Source organism: Mycoplasmatota bacterium (assembly GCA_018394295.1).
Classification (GTDB): domain Bacteria; phylum Bacillota_I; class Bacilli_A; order Haloplasmatales; family Haloplasmataceae; genus JAENYC01.
Genome location: CP074573.1, coordinates 2,841,772 through 2,862,117 on the forward strand (window position 1 = coordinate 2,841,772; position 20,346 = coordinate 2,862,117).

The 20,346-nt window shown below is 28.7% G+C and carries 23 protein-coding genes, 2 tRNA genes, 1 other RNA gene and 1 pseudogene; 5 read left to right on the top strand and 22 right to left on the bottom strand.

Annotation, left to right across the window (positions count from 1 at the left end; genetic code table 11):
* Positions 1-50: 50 nt before the first annotated feature.
* The 6 genes from KHQ81_13450 to dnaX all read right to left on the bottom strand — a co-directional run bounded on the left by KHQ81_13450 (position 51) and on the right by dnaX (position 3,795).
* Complete coding sequence (locus KHQ81_13450) at positions 51-479, bottom strand: hypothetical protein (GenBank protein QVK17826.1); 429 nt, start codon at positions 477-479, stop codon at positions 51-53.
* A 214-nt stretch (positions 480-693) separates the two neighbouring features.
* A tRNA-Met gene (locus KHQ81_13455) sits at positions 694-770 on the bottom strand.
* Positions 771-831: 61 nt separating this feature from the next.
* Positions 832-1,014, bottom strand: coding sequence for a pro-sigmaK processing inhibitor BofA family protein (locus KHQ81_13460; protein ID QVK17827.1), 183 nt, complete (start codon positions 1,012-1,014; stop codon positions 832-834).
* 60 nt (positions 1,015-1,074) lie between these two features.
* On the bottom strand, positions 1,075-1,677 hold the full coding sequence (gene recR, locus KHQ81_13465) for a recombination mediator RecR (protein QVK17828.1): 603 nt from the start codon (positions 1,675-1,677) through the stop codon (positions 1,075-1,077).
* 101 nt (positions 1,678-1,778) lie between these two features.
* Positions 1,779-2,072 carry a YbaB/EbfC family nucleoid-associated protein gene (locus KHQ81_13470; GenBank protein ID QVK19644.1) on the bottom strand — a complete coding sequence of 98 codons (294 nt, stop codon included), beginning with the start codon at positions 2,070-2,072 and terminating at the stop codon, positions 1,779-1,781.
* A gap of 28 nt (positions 2,073-2,100) precedes the next feature.
* On the bottom strand, positions 2,101-3,795 hold the full coding sequence (gene dnaX / locus KHQ81_13475) for a DNA polymerase III subunit gamma/tau (GenBank protein QVK17829.1): 1,695 nt from the start codon (positions 3,793-3,795) through the stop codon (positions 2,101-2,103).
* 301 nt (positions 3,796-4,096) lie between these two features.
* Here dnaX and KHQ81_13480 point away from each other — a divergent pair, with 301 nt between their 5' ends.
* The 4 genes from KHQ81_13480 to KHQ81_13495 are packed head-to-tail and all read left to right on the top strand — an operon-like array spanning position 4,097 to position 5,773.
* Entirely contained in the window at positions 4,097-4,807 is a 711-nt protein-coding gene (locus KHQ81_13480; GenBank protein QVK17830.1) for a hypothetical protein, read from the top strand.
* Between the two features lie 17 nt (positions 4,808-4,824).
* A complete protein-coding gene (locus tag KHQ81_13485; GenBank protein QVK17831.1) occupies positions 4,825-4,977 on the top strand; it encodes a hypothetical protein in 153 nt (50 codons plus the stop codon).
* 20 nt (positions 4,978-4,997) lie between these two features.
* Positions 4,998-5,456 carry a hypothetical protein gene (locus tag KHQ81_13490; protein ID QVK17832.1) on the top strand — a complete coding sequence of 153 codons (459 nt, stop codon included), beginning with the start codon at positions 4,998-5,000 and terminating at the stop codon, positions 5,454-5,456.
* Between the two features lie 50 nt (positions 5,457-5,506).
* A complete protein-coding gene (locus tag KHQ81_13495) occupies positions 5,507-5,773 on the top strand; it encodes a LysM peptidoglycan-binding domain-containing protein (protein ID QVK17833.1) in 267 nt (88 codons plus the stop codon).
* Between the two features lie 13 nt (positions 5,774-5,786).
* Here KHQ81_13495 and KHQ81_13500 read toward each other — a convergent pair whose 3' ends face one another.
* The 8 genes and pseudogenes from KHQ81_13500 to KHQ81_13535 form a co-directional block, all read right to left on the bottom strand.
* The gene (locus tag KHQ81_13500; GenBank protein ID QVK17834.1) at positions 5,787-6,575 is read right to left on the bottom strand and encodes a sugar phosphate isomerase/epimerase; all 789 of its coding nucleotides are present in this window, start codon (positions 6,573-6,575) and stop codon (positions 5,787-5,789) included.
* 7 nt (positions 6,576-6,582) lie between these two features.
* A pseudogene (locus KHQ81_13505) lies at positions 6,583-8,375 on the bottom strand (YgiQ family radical SAM protein).
* 18 nt (positions 8,376-8,393) lie between these two features.
* Entirely contained in the window at positions 8,394-8,897 is a 504-nt protein-coding gene (locus KHQ81_13510; protein QVK17835.1) for a (2Fe-2S)-binding protein, read from the bottom strand.
* 73 nt (positions 8,898-8,970) lie between these two features.
* Positions 8,971-9,645 carry a phosphate signaling complex protein PhoU gene (gene phoU, locus KHQ81_13515; protein ID QVK17836.1) on the bottom strand — a complete coding sequence of 225 codons (675 nt, stop codon included), beginning with the start codon at positions 9,643-9,645 and terminating at the stop codon, positions 8,971-8,973.
* 17 nt (positions 9,646-9,662) lie between these two features.
* Positions 9,663-10,418, bottom strand: a complete 756-nt coding sequence (locus KHQ81_13520) for a phosphate ABC transporter ATP-binding protein (GenBank protein ID QVK17837.1) — start codon at positions 10,416-10,418, stop codon at positions 9,663-9,665.
* Between the two features lie 15 nt (positions 10,419-10,433).
* Positions 10,434-11,678, bottom strand: coding sequence for a phosphate ABC transporter permease PstA (pstA, locus tag KHQ81_13525; GenBank protein ID QVK17838.1), 1,245 nt, complete (start codon positions 11,676-11,678; stop codon positions 10,434-10,436).
* A complete protein-coding gene (pstC, locus tag KHQ81_13530) occupies positions 11,678-12,619 on the bottom strand; it encodes a phosphate ABC transporter permease subunit PstC (protein ID QVK19645.1) in 942 nt (313 codons plus the stop codon). The genes pstA and pstC overlap by 1 nt, the downstream gene beginning before the upstream one ends.
* A gap of 176 nt (positions 12,620-12,795) precedes the next feature.
* Entirely contained in the window at positions 12,796-13,698 is a 903-nt protein-coding gene (locus KHQ81_13535; GenBank protein ID QVK17839.1) for a substrate-binding domain-containing protein, read from the bottom strand.
* Positions 13,699-13,903: 205 nt separating this feature from the next.
* Between KHQ81_13535 and KHQ81_13540 the strand changes: the two genes are divergently transcribed.
* A complete protein-coding gene (locus KHQ81_13540; protein QVK17840.1) occupies positions 13,904-15,673 on the top strand; it encodes a Na/Pi cotransporter family protein in 1,770 nt (589 codons plus the stop codon).
* 131 nt (positions 15,674-15,804) lie between these two features.
* Here the strand turns inward: KHQ81_13540 and KHQ81_13545 are convergent, their stop codons facing one another.
* From KHQ81_13545 to rpmE, 8 genes are all read right to left on the bottom strand, one after another.
* Entirely contained in the window at positions 15,805-16,128 is a 324-nt protein-coding gene (locus KHQ81_13545) for a hypothetical protein (GenBank protein QVK17841.1), read from the bottom strand.
* Between the two features lie 256 nt (positions 16,129-16,384).
* Complete coding sequence (locus KHQ81_13550; GenBank protein ID QVK17842.1) at positions 16,385-17,707, bottom strand: histidine kinase; 1,323 nt, start codon at positions 17,705-17,707, stop codon at positions 16,385-16,387.
* Positions 17,694-18,383 carry a response regulator transcription factor gene (locus KHQ81_13555; protein QVK17843.1) on the bottom strand — a complete coding sequence of 230 codons (690 nt, stop codon included), beginning with the start codon at positions 18,381-18,383 and terminating at the stop codon, positions 17,694-17,696. The genes KHQ81_13550 and KHQ81_13555 overlap by 14 nt, the downstream gene beginning before the upstream one ends.
* A gap of 121 nt (positions 18,384-18,504) precedes the next feature.
* An RNA gene (gene ffs / locus KHQ81_13560) (signal recognition particle sRNA small type) lies at positions 18,505-18,594 on the bottom strand.
* 51 nt (positions 18,595-18,645) lie between these two features.
* Complete coding sequence (gene tadA, locus KHQ81_13565) at positions 18,646-19,113, bottom strand: tRNA adenosine(34) deaminase TadA (protein ID QVK17844.1); 468 nt, start codon at positions 19,111-19,113, stop codon at positions 18,646-18,648.
* A 76-nt stretch (positions 19,114-19,189) separates the two neighbouring features.
* Positions 19,190-19,282: transfer RNA gene (locus KHQ81_13570), tRNA-Ser, on the bottom strand.
* Between the two features lie 53 nt (positions 19,283-19,335).
* A complete protein-coding gene (locus tag KHQ81_13575) occupies positions 19,336-19,923 on the bottom strand; it encodes a thymidine kinase (protein QVK19646.1) in 588 nt (195 codons plus the stop codon).
* Between the two features lie 155 nt (positions 19,924-20,078).
* On the bottom strand, positions 20,079-20,297 hold the full coding sequence (gene rpmE, locus KHQ81_13580; protein QVK17845.1) for a 50S ribosomal protein L31: 219 nt from the start codon (positions 20,295-20,297) through the stop codon (positions 20,079-20,081).
* Between the last annotated feature and the right edge of the window lie 49 nt (positions 20,298-20,346).

The following is a 20,346-nucleotide window of genomic DNA, read 5'->3' on the forward strand; positions in this document are numbered from 1 at the left end:
AAAAGTAATAAAACAATATCAGAAGATAATAAAAATAGAGTTCATAATTGTCACTCTATTATTTCTTTATTATTTGACTCTATAACCTTAGTTCCTAAAAACATGTTCAGAATTATAAAAGTCAGATCAATTGCTATATAGGTATAAATTATATTAACCAAAAAATTAAATTCTCCCCAAGATTTATAGGAAGTTTTCAGCCATAATGAAATAATTAATAAAGAATAATATAATAGTCCACTTAATATTTCTTCAAAATTTTTTCGCTTAACAATCACATCTTCCTTTTTAATTATTTTTTTATAAAAATGAAAATTACAGTCTAACGCCGCTAAACAAGAAACTAATGTAAATACAAATGAAATTATTTTATATATAAGTTCTTCAACATATAAACCCATATACAACCAAAACAGTGTAAACCCAATAAAAGATAAACACTTAAACAATTTATAACTATATGCATATATCTTTTTCATAACCTTACCTCTTAAAAGTATAAATTTACCTAATTAATCAATTTAATATATATATTGTAAACATGGATTAATAGATCGTGCAAAGATTAACTGTTAATTTCAGTTAATCAAATTATTCTTTTGCATGCGTATATCAGTTTTTAAAAGTAAAAAAAACATATATGAATATTGTGTTTTTCATACATGTTCTATGTCTGTCTTGTATTAATTTTTTTGGTTGCGGGGGCAAGATTTGAACTTGCGGCCTCCGGGTTATGAGCCCGACGAGCTACCAGACTGCTCTACCCCGCGATCAATTACATTACTTAGTATAACATATTATTGATATAAAACAACCCTTAAATCACAAATTTTATAATTTGGTTAATATTAACAAGATAACTAACCCCGGTATTCTTAAAAAGCCCACAATTAAAATCGTAATAATATTGATTGGTATAAAGATATTTAAATCCAACCCTAAAAAGTTAACAACATATAAAGCCACAATCCCAATGAGTACATTTTTGATAACCCATTTAATATTTTTTAACATACACCATCACCTATAAATAATGTATGCTAAAAGTATATATATAATACATTTTTTTAATGTTTATTTCAATTCTCTTCTTCCTTCAATTGCTCGTAACAAGGTTACTTCATCCGCATATTCAAGTCCACCACCAACAGGTAAACCTCTCGCAATTCTTGTTACTTTTATATCTGTTTTTTCAAGTAATTTAGCAATATACAGTGCAGTCGATTCACCCTCTATTGTTGTATTAGTCGCTAATATTACCTCCTTTATTTCTTCATTTTTTAAACGTTCTAAAAGCGAAGGAATATTGATATCTTGTGGACCAATTCCATTAATTGGTGATATGGCTCCATTTAGTACATGATATAAGCCTCTATATTCTTTCATCTTTTCCATTGCGATAACATCTTTATTTTCCTCAACAACAGCAATGATTGAACGTTCCCTAGTTTGATCTCGACATATACTACATGGATTTTTATCGGTTAAATTTCCACAAACCGGACATGACATTAATTCTCGTTTAACTGATACCAAAGATTTCGCAAAATTTAATACATCTTCTTCTTTCATTTTATTCGCAACATAAAACGCTAATCGTTCAGCTGATTTTGGACCTATTCCAGGTAATTTACTTAAACTTTCTATTAAATTTGAAATTGCCTCAGGATATTGCATATTACCACCTCTTTTGCTAGTTCTATTATAACTAATTTTTAGTTTTATTAAAACAAAAATAAAAAAGTTGTATTGAAATAACATTCAATACAACCCTTATTCTAAAATAGTCCACCCATACCAGGCATACCTGATGTATATGGTGCCATAACTTCAGAAGTTTTTTCATCTACTTGTCTCATTGCATCGTTCATTGCTGCTAAAATCATATCTTCTAGCAAGTTCACATCTTCTGGGTCAACTGCTTCTGGTTTAATTTTAACAGATAGTACTTCCTTACTACCTTTTACCTCTACAGAAACAACACCTCCTGCAGTTCCAACAAAAACAGATTCCTCTAATTCTTGTTGTGATTTCATCATTTCTTTTTGCATTTTCTTTAATTTGTTTAACATATTTGGATTGAACACTTTTTATCTCTCCTTATTTTATATTCACAATATCATCACCAAAAATATTAACCGCTTCTTTTACAAAATCTGGTTCGAACTCATATTTATTTGTATTTTTTTTAACAATAATTGGTTCATCTATTGGCGATAATTTAGGGCGTTTGATATTATTTCTATATTGTTTGGCAAATTCATCACGCTTTGCATTCCAAATACGCTTTGGAAGCGGAATAATTTGATATTTATCTTTAAATTCATTTTCTAATAGTTCGATAGCTTTTTCATAAAATTCTTTTTCATATAATTTAGCACATTCTGTATCAAAATCATATGATAAGATGATTTTATTATCTAAAGAAACTGCTTCTACCTGACCATCTACTAGTAATTGCCTAATATTTGCCATATTAACCTTTGTCCCATAAATTGATTTCCATTGGTAAACAAGGTTATTTTTTTTCTCTTTACTAGCATTATTTAAAACATTTTCAATTATTGTGACATCAATATATCTTTTTTCAGTTTCATTTTCTACAGTTTTTTTAATCACTTGATTTTCTTCTTTTGGACTTACTTCTTTTGGACTTTCTTTTTTCTCTACGACTTTTTGATTTACTGTTTCTTTAACTAAATTCTCTTTTTTATCCAATAAATTAACCATTTCAAAAACAGCTAATTCGATGAATACTCGAGGATGATTCGTTTTTCGCATCTCATACTGGGCATTATTTAAGGTTTTGATGATGCTCATTAATTGATTATCAGAAATTTTCTTCGCGATTTGTTTAGTTTGTTCACTATGATTAACAACAAGATGTTCATCAATTTCTTTCATTTTCCTAATTAAAAATAAATCTCTAAAATAGAAAATCATATTTTCAATTAATCGAAGGGGTTCTTTTCCAAGCGATATTAAATTATCTAATATATTAATTACTTCTTTAGTATTAAAGGAAATTAATTCTTCTACAACTTGAACTAAATGGCCCTCAGAAACAGTCCCTGTTATTTCATGAACATCAGCTTCTGTTACATTATCCTCACTATAAGAAATTGCTTGATCTAAAAGTGATAAAGCATCACGCATTCCACCTTGAGCATTCTTCGCAATGGTATAAATTGCCTTTTCCTCTATTTTTATATTTTCTACCGTAACCACATATTTCATACGAAAAATGATATCTTTAATTGAGATTGATTTAAAATCAAATCTTTGACAACGAGAAATTATCGTTGCTGGTATTTTATGTGGTTCAGTTGTTGCTAAAATAAAAATAACATGACTTGGTGGTTCTTCCAAAGTTTTTAATAAAGCATTAAAAGCTCCTGTTGACAACATATGAACTTCATCTATTATATACACCTTAAAACGACCAATTGTTGGCGCATATTTGACTTTATCTCGAATTTCTCTTATTTCATCAACCCCATTATTACTCGCAGCATCAATTTCAAAGATATCGCTGTCAAATCCACTATTAATACTTAAACAGCTATCACATTTATTACAGGGTTCATCAGTAGGTGCTTTTTCACAATTAACAGCTTTAGCGATTATTTTTGCTACTGAAGTCTTTCCTGTCCCTCTCGGACCAGTAAATAAATAGGCATGTGATATCTTATCTTTTTTTAACGCATTTCTAAATGTTCTAGTAATATGCTCTTGACCGACAACATCAGAAAAGTTTTGTGGTCTGTAAGTTCGGTACAGTGTTTTATAACTCAAGGTATCGCCTTCTTTCCTTGATATTAAGTATTCTTTCCCATAAAGAGGGGCATTACTATACGAGAATTATTTATTATAAAATATAATTAATAAAAAAAAGAGAAATATTATTATTAATGGTTTAAACCATAAAAACCTAAATAAGTAAATTAATTTTACTTACTTTTATGTTTCATTTCTTAGATATTATAACATAAATAACTTTATTTTAACATATTCAAATTAATTTAATTTTAGGTTTTATATTTCATAACACACCTAAAATATGATAAAATATGAATATAAAAAGAAGGTGAAAAATATGCATTTTAATAACATTCTAATATTTCAAGGGAATTACAGCGACATTAAATCAATTCGTGAAGAATTAAATACCTTTCTTAAAAATAAGAAAAGCTCGAAATATTATCATGATAAAACAACAAAATACATTAAAAAAATGAAAATTGTAGAAGAAATTGAACGCAATTATTTATATGAATTAAAAGTAACATTTTTATATAATAAAACTAATTTAGAAGCACTCGTCCAAGCTTTTGAAACACCTAATATAGAAATTGCTCATATGTTTTGGAATAAAAAAATGAAAATATGGATTGTTAATCAAAAAGAATACATCGAAAAGTATCAATTAATTCCCACTTTCGCAATTAATCAAATTTTATTAGATTATATGGATTATAAAGAGTCTTCAATTATTCTTGATTCTTTTCAGACAATCAAATATGATCGTAATGATAAGCAAGTTGTTGTTAATGATAAAAAACTTAATCATGAAGAACTCATTGACCTTTTATTTAATCAAACACTTAATAGGAAGAATTTATTTACTATTTTAGAAGAATTTATTAATAATTATTATGAAAAATGCATAAATCATTACAAAAAAATATATTCTATTAATAAGGAAAAAATTGACAGTGAAGAACCTAGTCCATTAGCTTTATTTATTGTTACATTTGGAATTATTGGTATTATTATTGTTTTAATTAAAGTAATGGGATATTTTTAAAAAATGGAGGAATATATATGAAATATTTATGCCCTATATGCGGACACACTTTAGCAACAGAAGATTTAAATATCTACACTTGTATCAATTGTGATGAAATTTTTACCATCGATGAATTAGAAGAAGAGTATGGACTTACCTCTTCATGTAGTAACTGCCAAACAGATTAATCCTAATGTGAGGCGATAAAATGGCGATTAATTCAATGCTTTTAGATTCAATTGAAAATGAATTAATACAAAATCAACAGACATCTTATCAAAAGGTTATTCCAATAAAGAATTATTCTTATGAAACAAAAATAACCTTAGACTATTTAATTGATAAATATGGTGGATTTATTAATCGTTATGATGACAAAATCATCCTATATATTAATAATTCCCTTCATAAAAATAATGACACACCAAAAGCAAATGAAGAAAACAAATATGTCTCTTTAAGATTTGAAAGAATTAATACTTCTATCAATAGTTTTAATGATCGCTTATCAATAGTAGAAGATAAAATAAGTCGTCTAATTACTGAACAAAACAAACAACTCACCTTTCAAAATAAAAATCTACAAAGTTATTTAAGCTATTTCAAAACAAATGAAAATAAAAAAGAAGCAGATCGTTTACTTAAAGAAATATTAAATCATCATTAAACAGGCATTATTTCCATTTATATCACATAAACTTAACATAGGTGATATAAATGGAGGAACATATTCATTATACGGTATGTTGGGGAGATAGTTTCGAAAGTATTGCCAATCGTTTTGGTGTTTCTTCCCAAGAAATAAAATCTACAAATTCCATAGACGAGATTTATACTGGAAAAATTTTAATCATTCCTAATAAAACTGAGGAAATCCCTATTAAGAAGATTATTATTAACAAATCTTTAGGAGATTACCTAAAACGACACGCTAAGAAAAAGCACATTTTCAATTTTTATTCTTATAAAAAATCACATCAATAATCGATGTGATTTTTTACTTTAAATGTCTAATTAATAAGTTTTCCACAGATTTTTTAAGAGCTTCAGTTGTTTTCACTTCAATTACAACTCTCATTTGATTCCTTTTCGCAAATTCTAACTTATCATATAAATTGATAATACCTTTAAATAAAACCTGGTGGTCTGTGACTTTATCATAATCATGTAGATGCATATGTTTAACTTTTTCACCTAATTTTTGATAAATAGGTTCTACATTATAGTTTGATTTGGCATCATGTCCAATATCATAAGTAAAATACAAATCCTCAATATTTTTTAATTTTAAAAAAACATTTTCTAAAAAAGAAGGCACCCGTGTATTTTCGATACAAACCTTAATATGATAAGGTTTTGCGATAGCTATTAATTTTTTAAAAGCTTCTGTTAAATTAGTGATATACTTATCTATATTTTTTTCATATGACCATACAATTTTATCTGGAAGAGTAATCCTTACACCTGGTAATAAATGAACATTTATAGTTTCAACACCTATTTTAGCTCCATATTCAACATAACGTTGAAATAAAGCAATATTGGCATCTTGTACCTCTTCATAAAATGTTCCAAAATCAATTTCTTCTGGAAAATGCATTGTAAAATCAATTTGATATTTATCTCTTAATAAATTTATTTTTTTTATATTATTGTTTTCTGGTAGACAATAAAACATATTCATATTTAGTTCCACAAAATCGAGTTGCAATTTTTTACAGAATAACACATTTTCTTCAATTGAATTAAATTCAACTAAAGAAGGCATTCCATATTTCAACTTCATAATACCCCTACCTTCTTCTATCTTTTATTAAACATTTCTTCCCATTTCCAATTAAATCAAATCTGCCTGCTTTTTCTAAAGCCTCTCTTACTAAATTGTAATTTTTAGGACGATTATACTGTATTAATGCTCTTTGCATTGCTTTTTCATGTCTTGATTTTGGCACATATACTTTTTCAAAATTCCTAGGGTCTAACCCTGTATAATACATACAAGTTGAAACAGTACCTGGTGTTGGATAGAAGTCTTGGACTTGCTCAGGTATATATTTCATATCTCGTAAATATTCGGCAAGTTCAATTGCGGCATTTAAATCACTACCAGGATGGCTACTCATTAAATAAGGAACAAGAAACTGGTTTTTGTCATATCTCTTATTAATCTGTTTATATTTATTAACAAATTTATCATACAACTGACGATTTGGTTTTCCCATTTTATCTAGTACTCGAGGAGAAACATGTTCTGGTGCTACTTTTAATTGACCAGAAATATGATGTTTTACTAAGTCATTAAAAAATGTATCATCTTTATCATACATTAAATAATCATAACGAATTCCTGAACGAATAAAGACCTTTTTCACTTTAGGTAATTTTCTTAATTTTCTTAATAATTTAACATATGATGAATGATCAACAATTAATTTCTTACATGGTCCAGGATGTAAACATTCTTTATTCACGCAGGTTCCATGTTCTATTTGTTTTTACAACTAGTTCTTTGAAAATTAGCAGTTGGTCCACCTACATCATGAATATAACCTTTAAAATCTTTATCTTCAGTTATTTTTTTTGCTTCATCTATAACCGATGATTCACTTCTTGTCGAAATAATTCTCCCTTGATGATGAGTTAGTGCACAAAAAGCACAAGACCCAAAGCACCCTCTATTTGAAATAATACTAAACTTAACTTCTTCAATCGCAGGAATTGGACCTGTTTTATTATAAATAGGATGATAATTTCTTTCATAAGGTAATGAATACACAAAATCCATTTCTTCTTGCTTTAATGGAAATGCTGGTTTATTTTGTATTACATACCAATCTCGGTAAGGTTCAACAAGAACCTTAGAAACAATTGCATCAATATTTTCATGTTGGGTCTTAAAACTTTCAGCATATTTCTTTTTATCACTGATGATATCATCATAACTTGGTAAAAAATTCGGATGATAGATACGACTTAAATCCTTCGTTTTCCAAACAGTACCAGTAATATAAATTATATCCTTTATATCTAGACCACCATCTAATGCATCAGCAACTTCAATAATTGAATTATCAGCCATTCCATATATTAATAAATCTGCATGAGAATCTAAAAGAATAGAACGTCTTACTTTATCATCCCAATAATCATAATGAGCTAAACGACGCAAAGATGCTTCAACGCCACCTAAAATAATTGGAACATCTGAAAATAGACGTCTAATCATTTGTGAATAAATAATTGTTGCCCGATCAGGTCTTTTTCCCATTTCTCCATTAGGGGTATAATAATCTTTTTTCCGTCTTTTCTTAGCAACCGTATAATGATTTACCATGGAATCAATATTACCACCTGTTACTAAAAAAGCCAGTCTAGGACGCCCAAATTGTTTAAATTCCTCAGGATTTTTCCAATCAGGTTGTGGTAAAATGGCAACTCTGTATCCATAAGCTTCTAACACTCGCGAAATAATAGCAACACCAAAAGAGGGATGGTCCACGTACGCATCCCCCGAAACGAGTACAAAATCAACTTCTTCATACCCTTTTTCAATCATTTCTTGACGATTAATAGGTAAAAATGACATAAATTCACTTCCATAACTTTATTTATGTTTTTGCGCATATTTTATCGCATTCTCAAATAACTTATCACAAGATAACCCTGTCGGATTATTATGTAAACAATCCGTAATAACCTCTTCTTTATTGTAGAATTTAATTACATCAGAAATAGTAACTTCTTCTTTGTTTAACATTTTTACTGCATCTATTATATCATCTAAAGTTATTCTCCGACAATAACAAACATAATATTCATTTTTCTGACGTTTAAACCAGATAGGTACATTTAACTGACTTAATAATATTATTGCCTTATCAGGTGTAAAATAAGCAACATGACAAGTTTTATTTAAACATAAATAAAATTTTTCATCTTGATAGTGTTTTAATTGTTCTTTTATAAATGTAGTTGTCAAGTTTTCTACCGTCTCAAACGGAACTTCTAATCCTTGATTTCCACAAACTGGGCAACCATGTTCAACTTCATGACAACTTGAACAATGTCCACGGCACCCCGTACTACATTGATTTTTAGATTCTTCCATCATCTCACCTCAAATAAATAATTTTTATTATTTCTATAAATAATAACATATTATTTAAAGGAATAATAGATGGTTATTCAACATTAAATTTTTTTCCTTTAATTAAATACAATATTTGTTCGGAAATATTTGTTAAATGATCACCAGAACGTTCTATTTGCTTGTTTAAAACTAATGCACGAGAAATCATAAGTTGTTCTAATTCGTTATTCGAAAGTTTAAAGCGAGATAATAATTCATTAAAATTATCTTTATAAAGTATATCAATATCATTATCCATCAATAATGCTTCACGTGCTAAATTTTTATCTTCTTCCAAAAAGGCTTGCAAATTTATCTCTAGCATTTTAAATATTATATTAAACATTTCATCAAAATTAGAAATAATTTCACTAGCATTACCTACATTCATTTCTTTACCAGTAATAACATATTCTGCGATATTTTTCGCATAATCAGCAATTCTTTCTAATTCATAAGCAAGTTTATTAATCGTCATCACTCTTCTTAAATCAGAAGCAACTGGTTGATATCTAGCGATAACGATAATTGTTTCAAGATCAATATCTTCAGCCATCGAATTTATCTCTCCATCATTTTTAATGACTTCAAGCGCTAAATCACTATTAATTGTTTTGATTGAATGAATGACTTTTTTATACTGATCAATAATCATACTCACTAGATTCTTAATATCTAATCTTAATACTTCAATACTATCATCTAAAATACTTTTATTATTCGTCATAAAAAACCTCCATTTTTTTATCCAAACCTACCAGTGATATAATCTTCTGTCTGTTTATCATCTGGTAATGAAAATATCTTTTCAGTTTTATCAAACTCTATTAGTTCACCTAATAAGAAAAACGCTGTATTATCAGATATTCTTGCAGCTTGTTGCATAGAATGGGTTACGATAACAATCGTATAATTTTTCTTCAAATCAGCCATTAATTCTTCTATCTTGGCTGTTGCAATTGGGTCTAAAGCACTTGTTGGTTCATCCATTAAAATAACATCTGGTTCCATCGCGATGGCTCTTGCAATACATAGACGCTGTTGTTGTCCACCGGATAAACTTAAAGCTGATTTTTTTAATCGGTCCTTTACTTCCTCCCATAATGCTGCTCCTTTCAAGGACTTTTCCACAATTTCATTCAATCTCTTTTTGTCTTTTATTCCTTGACATCTTGGCCCATAAGCAACATTATCATAAATGCTTATTGGAAATGGATTTGGTCTTTGAAATACCATCCCAACTTTAGTACGTAATTTAATGACATCATAATTTTTATAAATATCCTGTTTGTCTAATAATATTGTACCATCTATTTTTACATTTTCAATTAAATCGTTCATTCTATTTAATGTCCTTAAAAAAGTTGATTTTCCACAACCTGAGGGTCCAATTAAAGCAGTTACTTCTTTTTTAGAAATATCGATCGTTATATTTTTTAATGCTTGAAAATTACCATAGAATAAATTTAAATTTTTTACATTAAATTTAATATTACTCACTTGTTACACTCCTCTTTAATAAGTTGCTTTACTTAATTTACTTGAAATTAATCGAGATATAATATTTAAAATAAAAACAATTACTAATATTACAATTCCTATGGCACAGGCCATTTCTATATTTCCAAATTCTTTAGTTTCCACATAAGCTCTTACTGTTAAAGTAGTTCCTGTTTGAAAAACAGATAAATTTCCTGTTACAGGATTAATAGGTAATTTAGCAAATGTCCCCAATGTAAATAATAACGCAGCTGATTCTCCTACAATACGACCAACAGATAATATTACACCCACTAAAATACCTGGAATTGAGGAAGGAAGAATTACTTTCCATAATGTTTGGAATCGATTAGCACCTAAACCATACGAAGCTTCTTTATAAAAAGTAGGTACTGTTTTTAATGCTTCTTCCGTCGTTCTTATCACAAAAGGTAATAATAAAATGGACAAGGTTAATGCTCCCGATAGTTGAGATGTTTGATACCCAAATATTTTCATATTGGGTATATGTATTCCAAGGAGATTAAAATTTCCAAAAGTCATTCCACGTACAAAAAGTAACATTCCAAAAATACCATAGATAATTGATGGTATTCCTGTTAATGTTTCTATCGAAAAACGAATTAAATTAACTATTTTCCCTGGTTTTGCATACTCAACTAAATAAATCGCTGCTAGTATCCCAAGGGGGGTTGCGATAGCTAATGTTAATATAATCATCATTAATGTAGATATAATCAGAGGGAATATACCACCACCTGGGTTAATTATTTTCAATTCAATCGTATCACTCTGATCAATTAAATCTATCATTTCACCTGCTGTTTTTTCATCCGGATAATATGTTTCACCATTAACATTTAAATTTTCAATTAAATAACCACTATTCACCACTAATTTATCACCAGTTCCTAATTTCCCCTTCATTAATGGTGAATCTTCATCAATATAAGTGATTTTGTAATAGGATTTATTTTTACTATTTTTATAATCTTCTATTGTAAAGCCGAAATTATTAGAGAATAGTCCATCATTATTTGAAAACTGCTTTGCATGATAAGTGACATAATTTGTCGATTTTTCATAATCATTTTTTAAAAAAGAAAAATTTATTTTTCCCATGCCATTTACAAAAATGAAGCCAATAATCCACAATAAAACAAACAAGCAAATAACTGCAGCTAAATAAATTATTAAGTAAAAGATACTATCTTTACGGTTCCCTGTATTAGATTTTAATTTATTAAATAACTGAAACATTACCTATCACCTAACTTTCTTTTAATAATCAACAAGGTCATATTTACCAACATAATAAAAAAGAATAGTACAATCGCTGTCGAAAATAACATTTGAGCATGTAATTCAGCAGCATAACCTTGTTCTAAGGCAATGTTAGTTGTTAATAAACGTACTGGGTCCAATAGACTTGTAGGAATTCCTTGTTCAGGATTTCCTGCAACTAAGATTACTGCCATAGTCTCACCAATTGCTCTTCCGATTCCTAATACAACAGCTGCTAATATTCCTGAGCGTGCTGCAGGTAAAACAACTTTAAATATCGTTTGAATTTTAGATGCACCTAAAGCAAGGGATCCCTCCTTATAATCTTTAGGAACAGCACGAATGGCTGTCTCACAAATAGTAATAACAGTTGGCAAAATCATGATAGATAATACGATAACAACAGCTAATAATGATGTTCCAGAAGCACTCGATGAACCTAAAATATTTAATTTAAATCTTGATATCATTGGAACAATAACCGCTGCCCCAAATACCCCATATAAAACAGATGGTATCGCAGCTAGTAATTCAACTGCTGGTCTAACAATACTAGCTAATTTCTTTGGTGCAACTTCTGAAATAAATACAGCCGTTAAAATGGCAACAGGAACACCAAATAGCAATGCTCCAATTGTTGATAGTATAGATGATATAATCATAAAACCAACACCAAAAACATTTTGACTCGGATGCCAAGTGGTACCTGTAATAAAATTCCAAAAATGATATCTATAAGTTTCTAAATCAAAATAACGACTTAGATTTAATAAGGCTTCTTGACCCTGCGGGTCATTTTTTAATTTATCCACATATTCTTTAATAAACTGATTATTCGGCAAAAATGGTTTTATCCCTTCACTGAATATATAGTATATAATGACAATCACACTAATAACTGCTAAAATTGCTGCCATAAAAAATAAAGTATGAAATGCCTTATCTAAAAAAACTTGAAATTTATTTATCGAAAAGTCTTCTTCATTTTTCTTTTTCTTTAACAATGCTATCAATATACTCACCTCGCTGTTTATCTAAAATACGTAGAAGAGACCATGAAAAGGTCTCTTCCCAATTAAAATCAATTTTTCTTTTACTTAATAAAATCTTCCCATTTTTTAGATTGTGTATATATCGATTGTATATCAGTCATGGATAAATCATCTAATGGATTTTCTTTATTAACTACAATTGCAATTCCATCCATAGCAACCGCTTTTTCTGTCATACCTAATTCCATTTCTGATGCTTTAAGTTCACGTGATGCGTATCCAATATGATAAGCCCCAGAGTTACCATTACTAATTCCAGTTGATGATCCTGTTGCATCATATGACCAAGTTATTGCTTGATTGACAGTTGTACATATTGCTTTATATTCTCCTGCAGCTTTTTTTACTGCATCTTCAACTGAAGTAGAACCACCTAAAACCAATGTACCAGCTGAACATGAATCTTTATTAAAACTAGAAGCATTTGATTTATCTACAATTGCTCCCGCTTGTTCTAATTGAGTTAACCCTTCTTTTGAAGCTAAGAATGTTATGAACCCAGTTTCTGCTGAAGTTAAGTTTTCAGAATGATATACCATGTTAAAAGGACGCGCTAATTGATAAGTTTGATTTAAAACATTTGCAACTGTAGGTTCTACATCTCCTATTCTTATTCCTTTTAAATTAGGATTTTCTGATAAAGTCACAAACGAAACATAACCTATTGAATATTTATTATCTAACACATAAGTTGCAACATTTCCATTTCCATCTTTGATTTGTGCTGAACTAACCATTGGAAATTCAATGTTTCCATCTTTATCTTTGTCAATATTGAAATCAACTAATTCTTCAAAAGCTCCTCGGGTACCTGACCCTGCTTCACGAGAAACAACGTCAATCATTTTAGAATTATCAAAAGTTATGTGATTTGCCTTTTGACCACAAGCTGTTACTGTTAACCCGATAATAGAAATAACAATTAAAATCATAAATTTTTTCATCGAAATTCCTCCACTTTTTATTCATTTTTATTATTGCTCTTGACACAATTAGTATACAAAATTGAAATTTATAAACAATTTATTTTTTGTTTCATTTAAGTAAAAATATTTTTACTTTGTTAAGATTTTGTTAATAATATTAATATACCTTTTACATTGGTTAATTTAATGATAAGATTAGTTTGGATTAAATGGAGGTAATAAAATGTTTCAAAATATTTTAGATTTTATAAGCAAAAATGATTTTTTAGATATTCTTTTTGGTTTAATCGGTGGTTTAGGAATCTTCCTTTATGGTATTAATCTTATGGGAGAATCTCTAAAAACAATCGCTGGAGACAAAATGAAAAACATTATTGAAAAACTAACCAATAATGTTTTAATGGGTATTTTACTTGGTATCCTGGTAACCGCCATTATTCAATCTTCTTCTGGCACGACCGCTTTAGCAATTAGTTTAATAAGAGCAGGTCTTATGACCATGCCTCAAGCAGTTGGAATCATTATGGGATCAAATATCGGTACTACTGTTACCGCATTTTTATTTAGTTTTCCCAAAATTTCTGAATTCTCATTATTATTTATTGGAGTCGGTGCCATATTAATATTCTTCTTTAAAAACAAAAGAACAAATCATATTGGTCAAGTTATTTTAGGCTTTGGATTGTTGTTCTATGGTATGGACTTAATGAGTAAAGGATTAAAAACTTTGGCAACAACTGATGCTTTTAGTCAATTTATGTTAAAGTTTACTGATAACCCATTCCTTGGGCTTATTACTGGTGCTATTGTCACTGCTGTTGTACAATCCTCTTCAGCTACAACTGGTATTGTTCAAAGTCTATATGATTCTGGAGCAATTAACATTAAAGGCGCTTTACCAATATTATTAGGAAATAATATTGGAACTACTATTACCGCTGTCATCGCAGCACTTGGTGGTTCAATCGCTGCAAAAAGAGCTGCTTCTTTCCATGTATTATTTAATTTCTTTGGTGCAATATTATTTATGATCATATTAACCCCTTTTAATAGTGTAGTCGTTTTTCTAAAAGACTTCACAAATGCTTCACCAAGGTTAACAATTGCTTATGCCCATCTTATATTTAACGTTTGTAACACTTTATTACTTATTTGGTTTGTTAATTATATAATTACATTTATTAAAAAGATGATTCCAAGTAATAATGAACTAGATGAGTCTTTCAATATTGATGTCTTTAATGAAAGAATTATCTTAGAATCACCAATACTTGCATTAGAAAGTACTAAAAATGTGATTTTACACATGGGTAAAATTGTTCAAAAAATGTTAGACTTAACACTTGCTTATTCAAAACATCCAAATTCAAAAACATTAGAAGAAGCAAAACAACATGAAGCAATAATAAATACATTAGATCATAAAATCCATGAATATTTGGTTAAGATTGCACCAAATATTGATGAAGCACATTCGACAACTCTATCAAAATATCTCGATACAATTCGTGATTTAGAACGTATTGGTGATCACTGTGAAAACATTTTAGAAATAAGCGAATACATGCATGATAATAAAGGTTATTTAACTGACGATGCAAGAGCTGATTTAGATTTGATGTTTAATACTGTTATCTCAATGTTAAAGAGTGATTTAGAAGTGATTGATAAAAACGATAAGATCCTTGCTAGTAAAGTAATTGAAATTGAAGATAATGTAGATCGACTAGAAAAAAAGGCTCGTAAACGTCATACAATGCGTGTAAATGAATGTGTCTGTACCTCTGAAGCTGGATTTAATTTTATTGAAGTCTTATCAAACTTAGAACGCATAGGTGATCATTGTTGTAATATTGCTGAGTATGCCATTAACGATGAATATTATGTTATCATTGATGAAAAACAAGTTGATTTAACAACAATACCTCAAAGTGAACCAATGAAAATTAACATACAATCTATTGAAAACAAAAAAACTGATATTAAAAAGTGATTTTTAATAAGCTTAACTTTTAAAAAAAGCAAGAGTTTTCCACAAAGGAAACTCTTGCTTTATTTTATTATACTCATTTAACTAACATGAATGAATGTATTTAACAATTAGTGTTGCTAATTATTTTACTATTATTTAAAAAGGAACATTTGTGAATCATGTATAATGATGATTAATAAATAGATAATGATAATATATATTGCCACATAAAAATATTTATATAATTTATTTAGTAATTTAGTATTTCTAATAACAAATATTAACGTAATTAATCCAGTCAGTATAAAATAAGGGAGTCTGACATCATTAACACCAAATCCCTTGATGTATTCTCCATCTACTGATCTACATCCACATCCTAACCAACTTGCTAGAAATGGACTTATAATAAGGTAGATAAAAAACGAAAATGGAAATATTAAAATAGGTGTAACTAATTGTATTATTTTTTTCATAATTAGTATACCTCTTTTTTATAATAGAATTCTTCTTACCAATATATTAATCATATCAAAACAAACACCTTAAACATATGTCGAAAAATTCATAGGTTAAATAAGCAGAAAAAAATATTGCTAATTTAACCAACAATTAATATTTAACTAAATACTTGTTAATTGTATGTTTATAATTTTTGAACATATAAATTAAGGGCTGCAGAAACCAAATTTAATTAAAATCATCGATTTCATGACAGCCCTTTAAATGGTTCTATTTATTAAAGTATATAATAAATTCTGATCCTTCATTTAATTTACTTTTAACTTCTATTTTTGCTTTATGGATATCTAAAGTTGATTTCACAATTGCTAATCCTAAACCTGTACCACCTGTTTCTCTACTTCTTGCTTTATCAACACGATAAAATCTTTCAAAAATATGTGGTAGCGCATCTTCAGCAATCCCAATCCCTTGATCTTTTATCGACACAATCACATGTTTACTATCTTGATATGTCTTAATAAAAATTGATTTATGTTCATCAGTATAACTACTTGCATTTGATAATAAATTTAAAAAAGCATGCTTTAATCGTTCATAATCACCATATACATTCAAATGATTATTAAGATCTAATTGTAGTTCCTGTTTTTTTCTATTTAACTTGAATCGTAAGAGATCAATTACTTCATTAATTAATTTATTTAAGTCTATTTTCTCAGTATGTATTAATACCCTCTCATTTTCTATTCGAGAAATTAGTAGAATATCTCTTACAATTCTCTCCATTCGATCATTTTCATTTTTAATAATCGTTAAAAATTCTTTTGTTGTATCGAGTGAATGCTTCTCTCCATTTAATAAAATTTCTGATGCACCTTTAATTGCTGATAACGGTGTCTTTAATTCGTGAGAAGCGTCAGCTAAAAATTCTCGTTGGAGTCTTTCATATCTTTTTAACTCTGTAATATCATGAAATATAAATAATATACCTACAAATGAAAAATGGTTATTCGTATGATTATTAATAGGAATCGCGTTTGCATGATAATATTTTTCACGAATTAAAATGGTATTCATTTCTTTCGTCTCATATATAAATGCATCATCAATAAATTGATATAACTTTTTTATTCTCATTTTTTCATATATATCATTTATTTCAACATTGACATCAAAACAATTTAAAAATTGATTATTCACATACCTAATACGTCCATCACGATCAATATAGATAATAGGGCTTGTGATATTATTAGTTAATATTTTTATCGTTAACTCATCTTCTGCTTTTTTAAATCTCATCTTTTCAATTTTTTTAGCCAATCGATTCAAATTTGCATTTAACTCACGGTATGATACATACTTAGAAACCATTCTTGCATCTAAACTTTCATTAATAATATTTTCAAGTGTTTGATTCATTTTTTTGTATTCTTGTTTCATTTTTATATAATAATTAAAAACAAAAATATAATTAATTAAAACCATGACGAGAAAGAAAACTGTATAAAATAGGTTTAATCCACCTATCAAATAAGAGATTAAGATTAAAATAGATATAATAAATATAGTTAGTTTAAACACTTTCATTACTTTCTTCCTCTAACATGTATCCTAAACCACGTTTAGTAATAATGATAACTTTACTCCCTACTAATTTTTCTCTTAATTTAAATATATGTACATCAACAATTCTTGTATCGCCATCATATTCAAATCCCCATAAAGTTTCTAATAAAACATCTCTAGATAAAGCAATCCCTTTATTTTTAAGCAAAAATAAAAGTAATTCATATTCTTTATGTGTTAACCGAACTAGCTGATTATTAATATACAATTCATGTCGATTTAAGTCTAACATCATATCATTAAGACGAATACAATTAGTTTGTTTATCTGATTTTTTCTGTCTTCTTAGCCCTGCTTTTATACGTGCTAAAACTTCTCGTGGTGAAAAAGGTTTTGTCATATAGTCATCTGCACCAGAATCAAGACCTGTAATTTTATTATATTCATCATCACGAGCGGTTAACATTATTATATAGACTTCATTATTTTTTTCTCTTATCCTTTTACAAATTTCAATTCCATCTAAGCCTGGTAACATTAAATCTAATAAAATTAAGTCATAATCATTTTGGATAGCTTTTTTCAAGCCTGATACACCATCTAAAGCGGTATCCACTTCAAAACCAGCTTGAGTTAAATCATAAGATAATAATTTTTGGATTGACAATTCATCTTCAATTACAAGTATTTCAGCCATATTAACACTCCATTATCATTATTTATTAATATCACCTATTATATCTAATTTCATTTTACTTTATATTTATGAGAAAGCAAATTAATTTACAATAATTTAACAAAAAATAAAAAACTCTCCTTAAGGCCCCTCACCCACATGAATAAAAACACTTAAGGCTGCTTCCGCTAAGACCTGACCTGGTTCATGCTTACCCATTGGATGAGGGTTCTTAAAGAGAGTTTAATTACATTACATATTATACATGATTATCTATTATTTATCAATCTTTTTTTGCAAGGCGTAAGGATTTGAAAAATTCTTTTAAAATACCTGCACATGCTTCACCAAGTATTCCACCTTCATAAAGTACCTGATGATTATACTTTTTTATATCCAAAACGCGAGTAACACTTACAACAGAGCCAAATTTTGGATCACTAGCTCCAAAATATACCTTATTAATTCGCGATAAAATGAGTGCGCCAGCACACATCATGCACGGTTCTAAAGTAACATATAAGTCACAGTCATTAAGTCTCCATGTATTTAATTTGCGACAGGCTTCGTTTATTGCAATAATTTCAGCATGGTGAGTGGCATATTGTGTCGATTCTCTTAAATTATGTGCCCTTGCTATAATTTCATCATCTTTAACTATCACAGCTCCAACAGGAACTTCACCTAATGCATATGCTTTTTTTGCTTCTTCTATTGCTTCTTTCATAAAATACATAGGGAAATCTTCCATTTTTACCACCTTTATTATTATATCACAATAGTAATAAAAAAACCTAAAACAACAGTTTTAGGTGAATTTTATTTAATGGCGGAGGAAAAGGGATTCGAACCCTTGCGGCGCTTTCACGCCCTGTCGGTTTTCAAGACCGATCCCTTCAGCCGGACTTGGGTATTCCTCCATAGTTGCCAAGATTTATTATATAATATTTTTTGAAAATGTCAACAGTTTTTTTTATATTTGTGGTCTGTTAGGCACTTGATGACAATGACGACATCTAGGCTCATAGGATTCACTCGCTCCCACTAATACAATTGGATCATGAAAAGAAGCTGGCCTATTATTTACGAGTCGTTGTGTTCTAGTTGCTGGTGCTCCACACACACTACAAATAGCTGTTAATTTTGTAACGAACTCAGCTTTCGTTAATAACTCTGGCATTGGTCCAAATGGTTCTGCTCTAAAATCACGATCTAATCCAGCAACAATGACTCTTATTCCCTTATCAGCTAAATAATCGACTATAGTAACAACTTTTTCATCTAAAAATTGAATTTCATCGATTGCTACAGCATCAATTCTTCCATCAATATGTTTTAATATATCCATCGGTTCATCGATTATGATTGATTTTATACTCATTCCGCTATGTGAAACCACTTCATCTAGACTATAACGATCATCAATATTCGGTTTAAAAACAAGAATGTTTTTTTTCGCATACTGCAATCTTTTTATTCTTCTGATTAATTCTTCTGTTTTACCAGCAAACATGCTTCCACAGATTACTTCAATCCAACCATCTTTTCCCGTATAATACATCATTATACACTCCTTTCAAACTATTACCTATTCTACTATTTATCTTAACACCATTCAATACATTTAATAAATTTTTTATTTCAATTTTGTATTTAATTTTGTTATCTTCCTATAAAATGAAAAAGACTGTGAAAACAGTCTTTTTTGTATTAATACTACTCTTTGTTATCTGAGTTGAAACCATATTTTTTATTGAATCTATCAACTCGACCAGCTACAGCACCGTGTTTCTGTTTTCCTGTATAAAAAGGATGACATTTTGAACATGTGTCCACACGTAATTCTTTTCTAGTTGATCCAGCTTCAAATTCATTTCCACAAGTAGTACAATGTACCATTACTTTATTATATCGTGGATGAATACCTTGTTTCATTTGTTTCACTCCTTCCGCCCTGAATACTATATTTCTCCAGAGTAAGTTG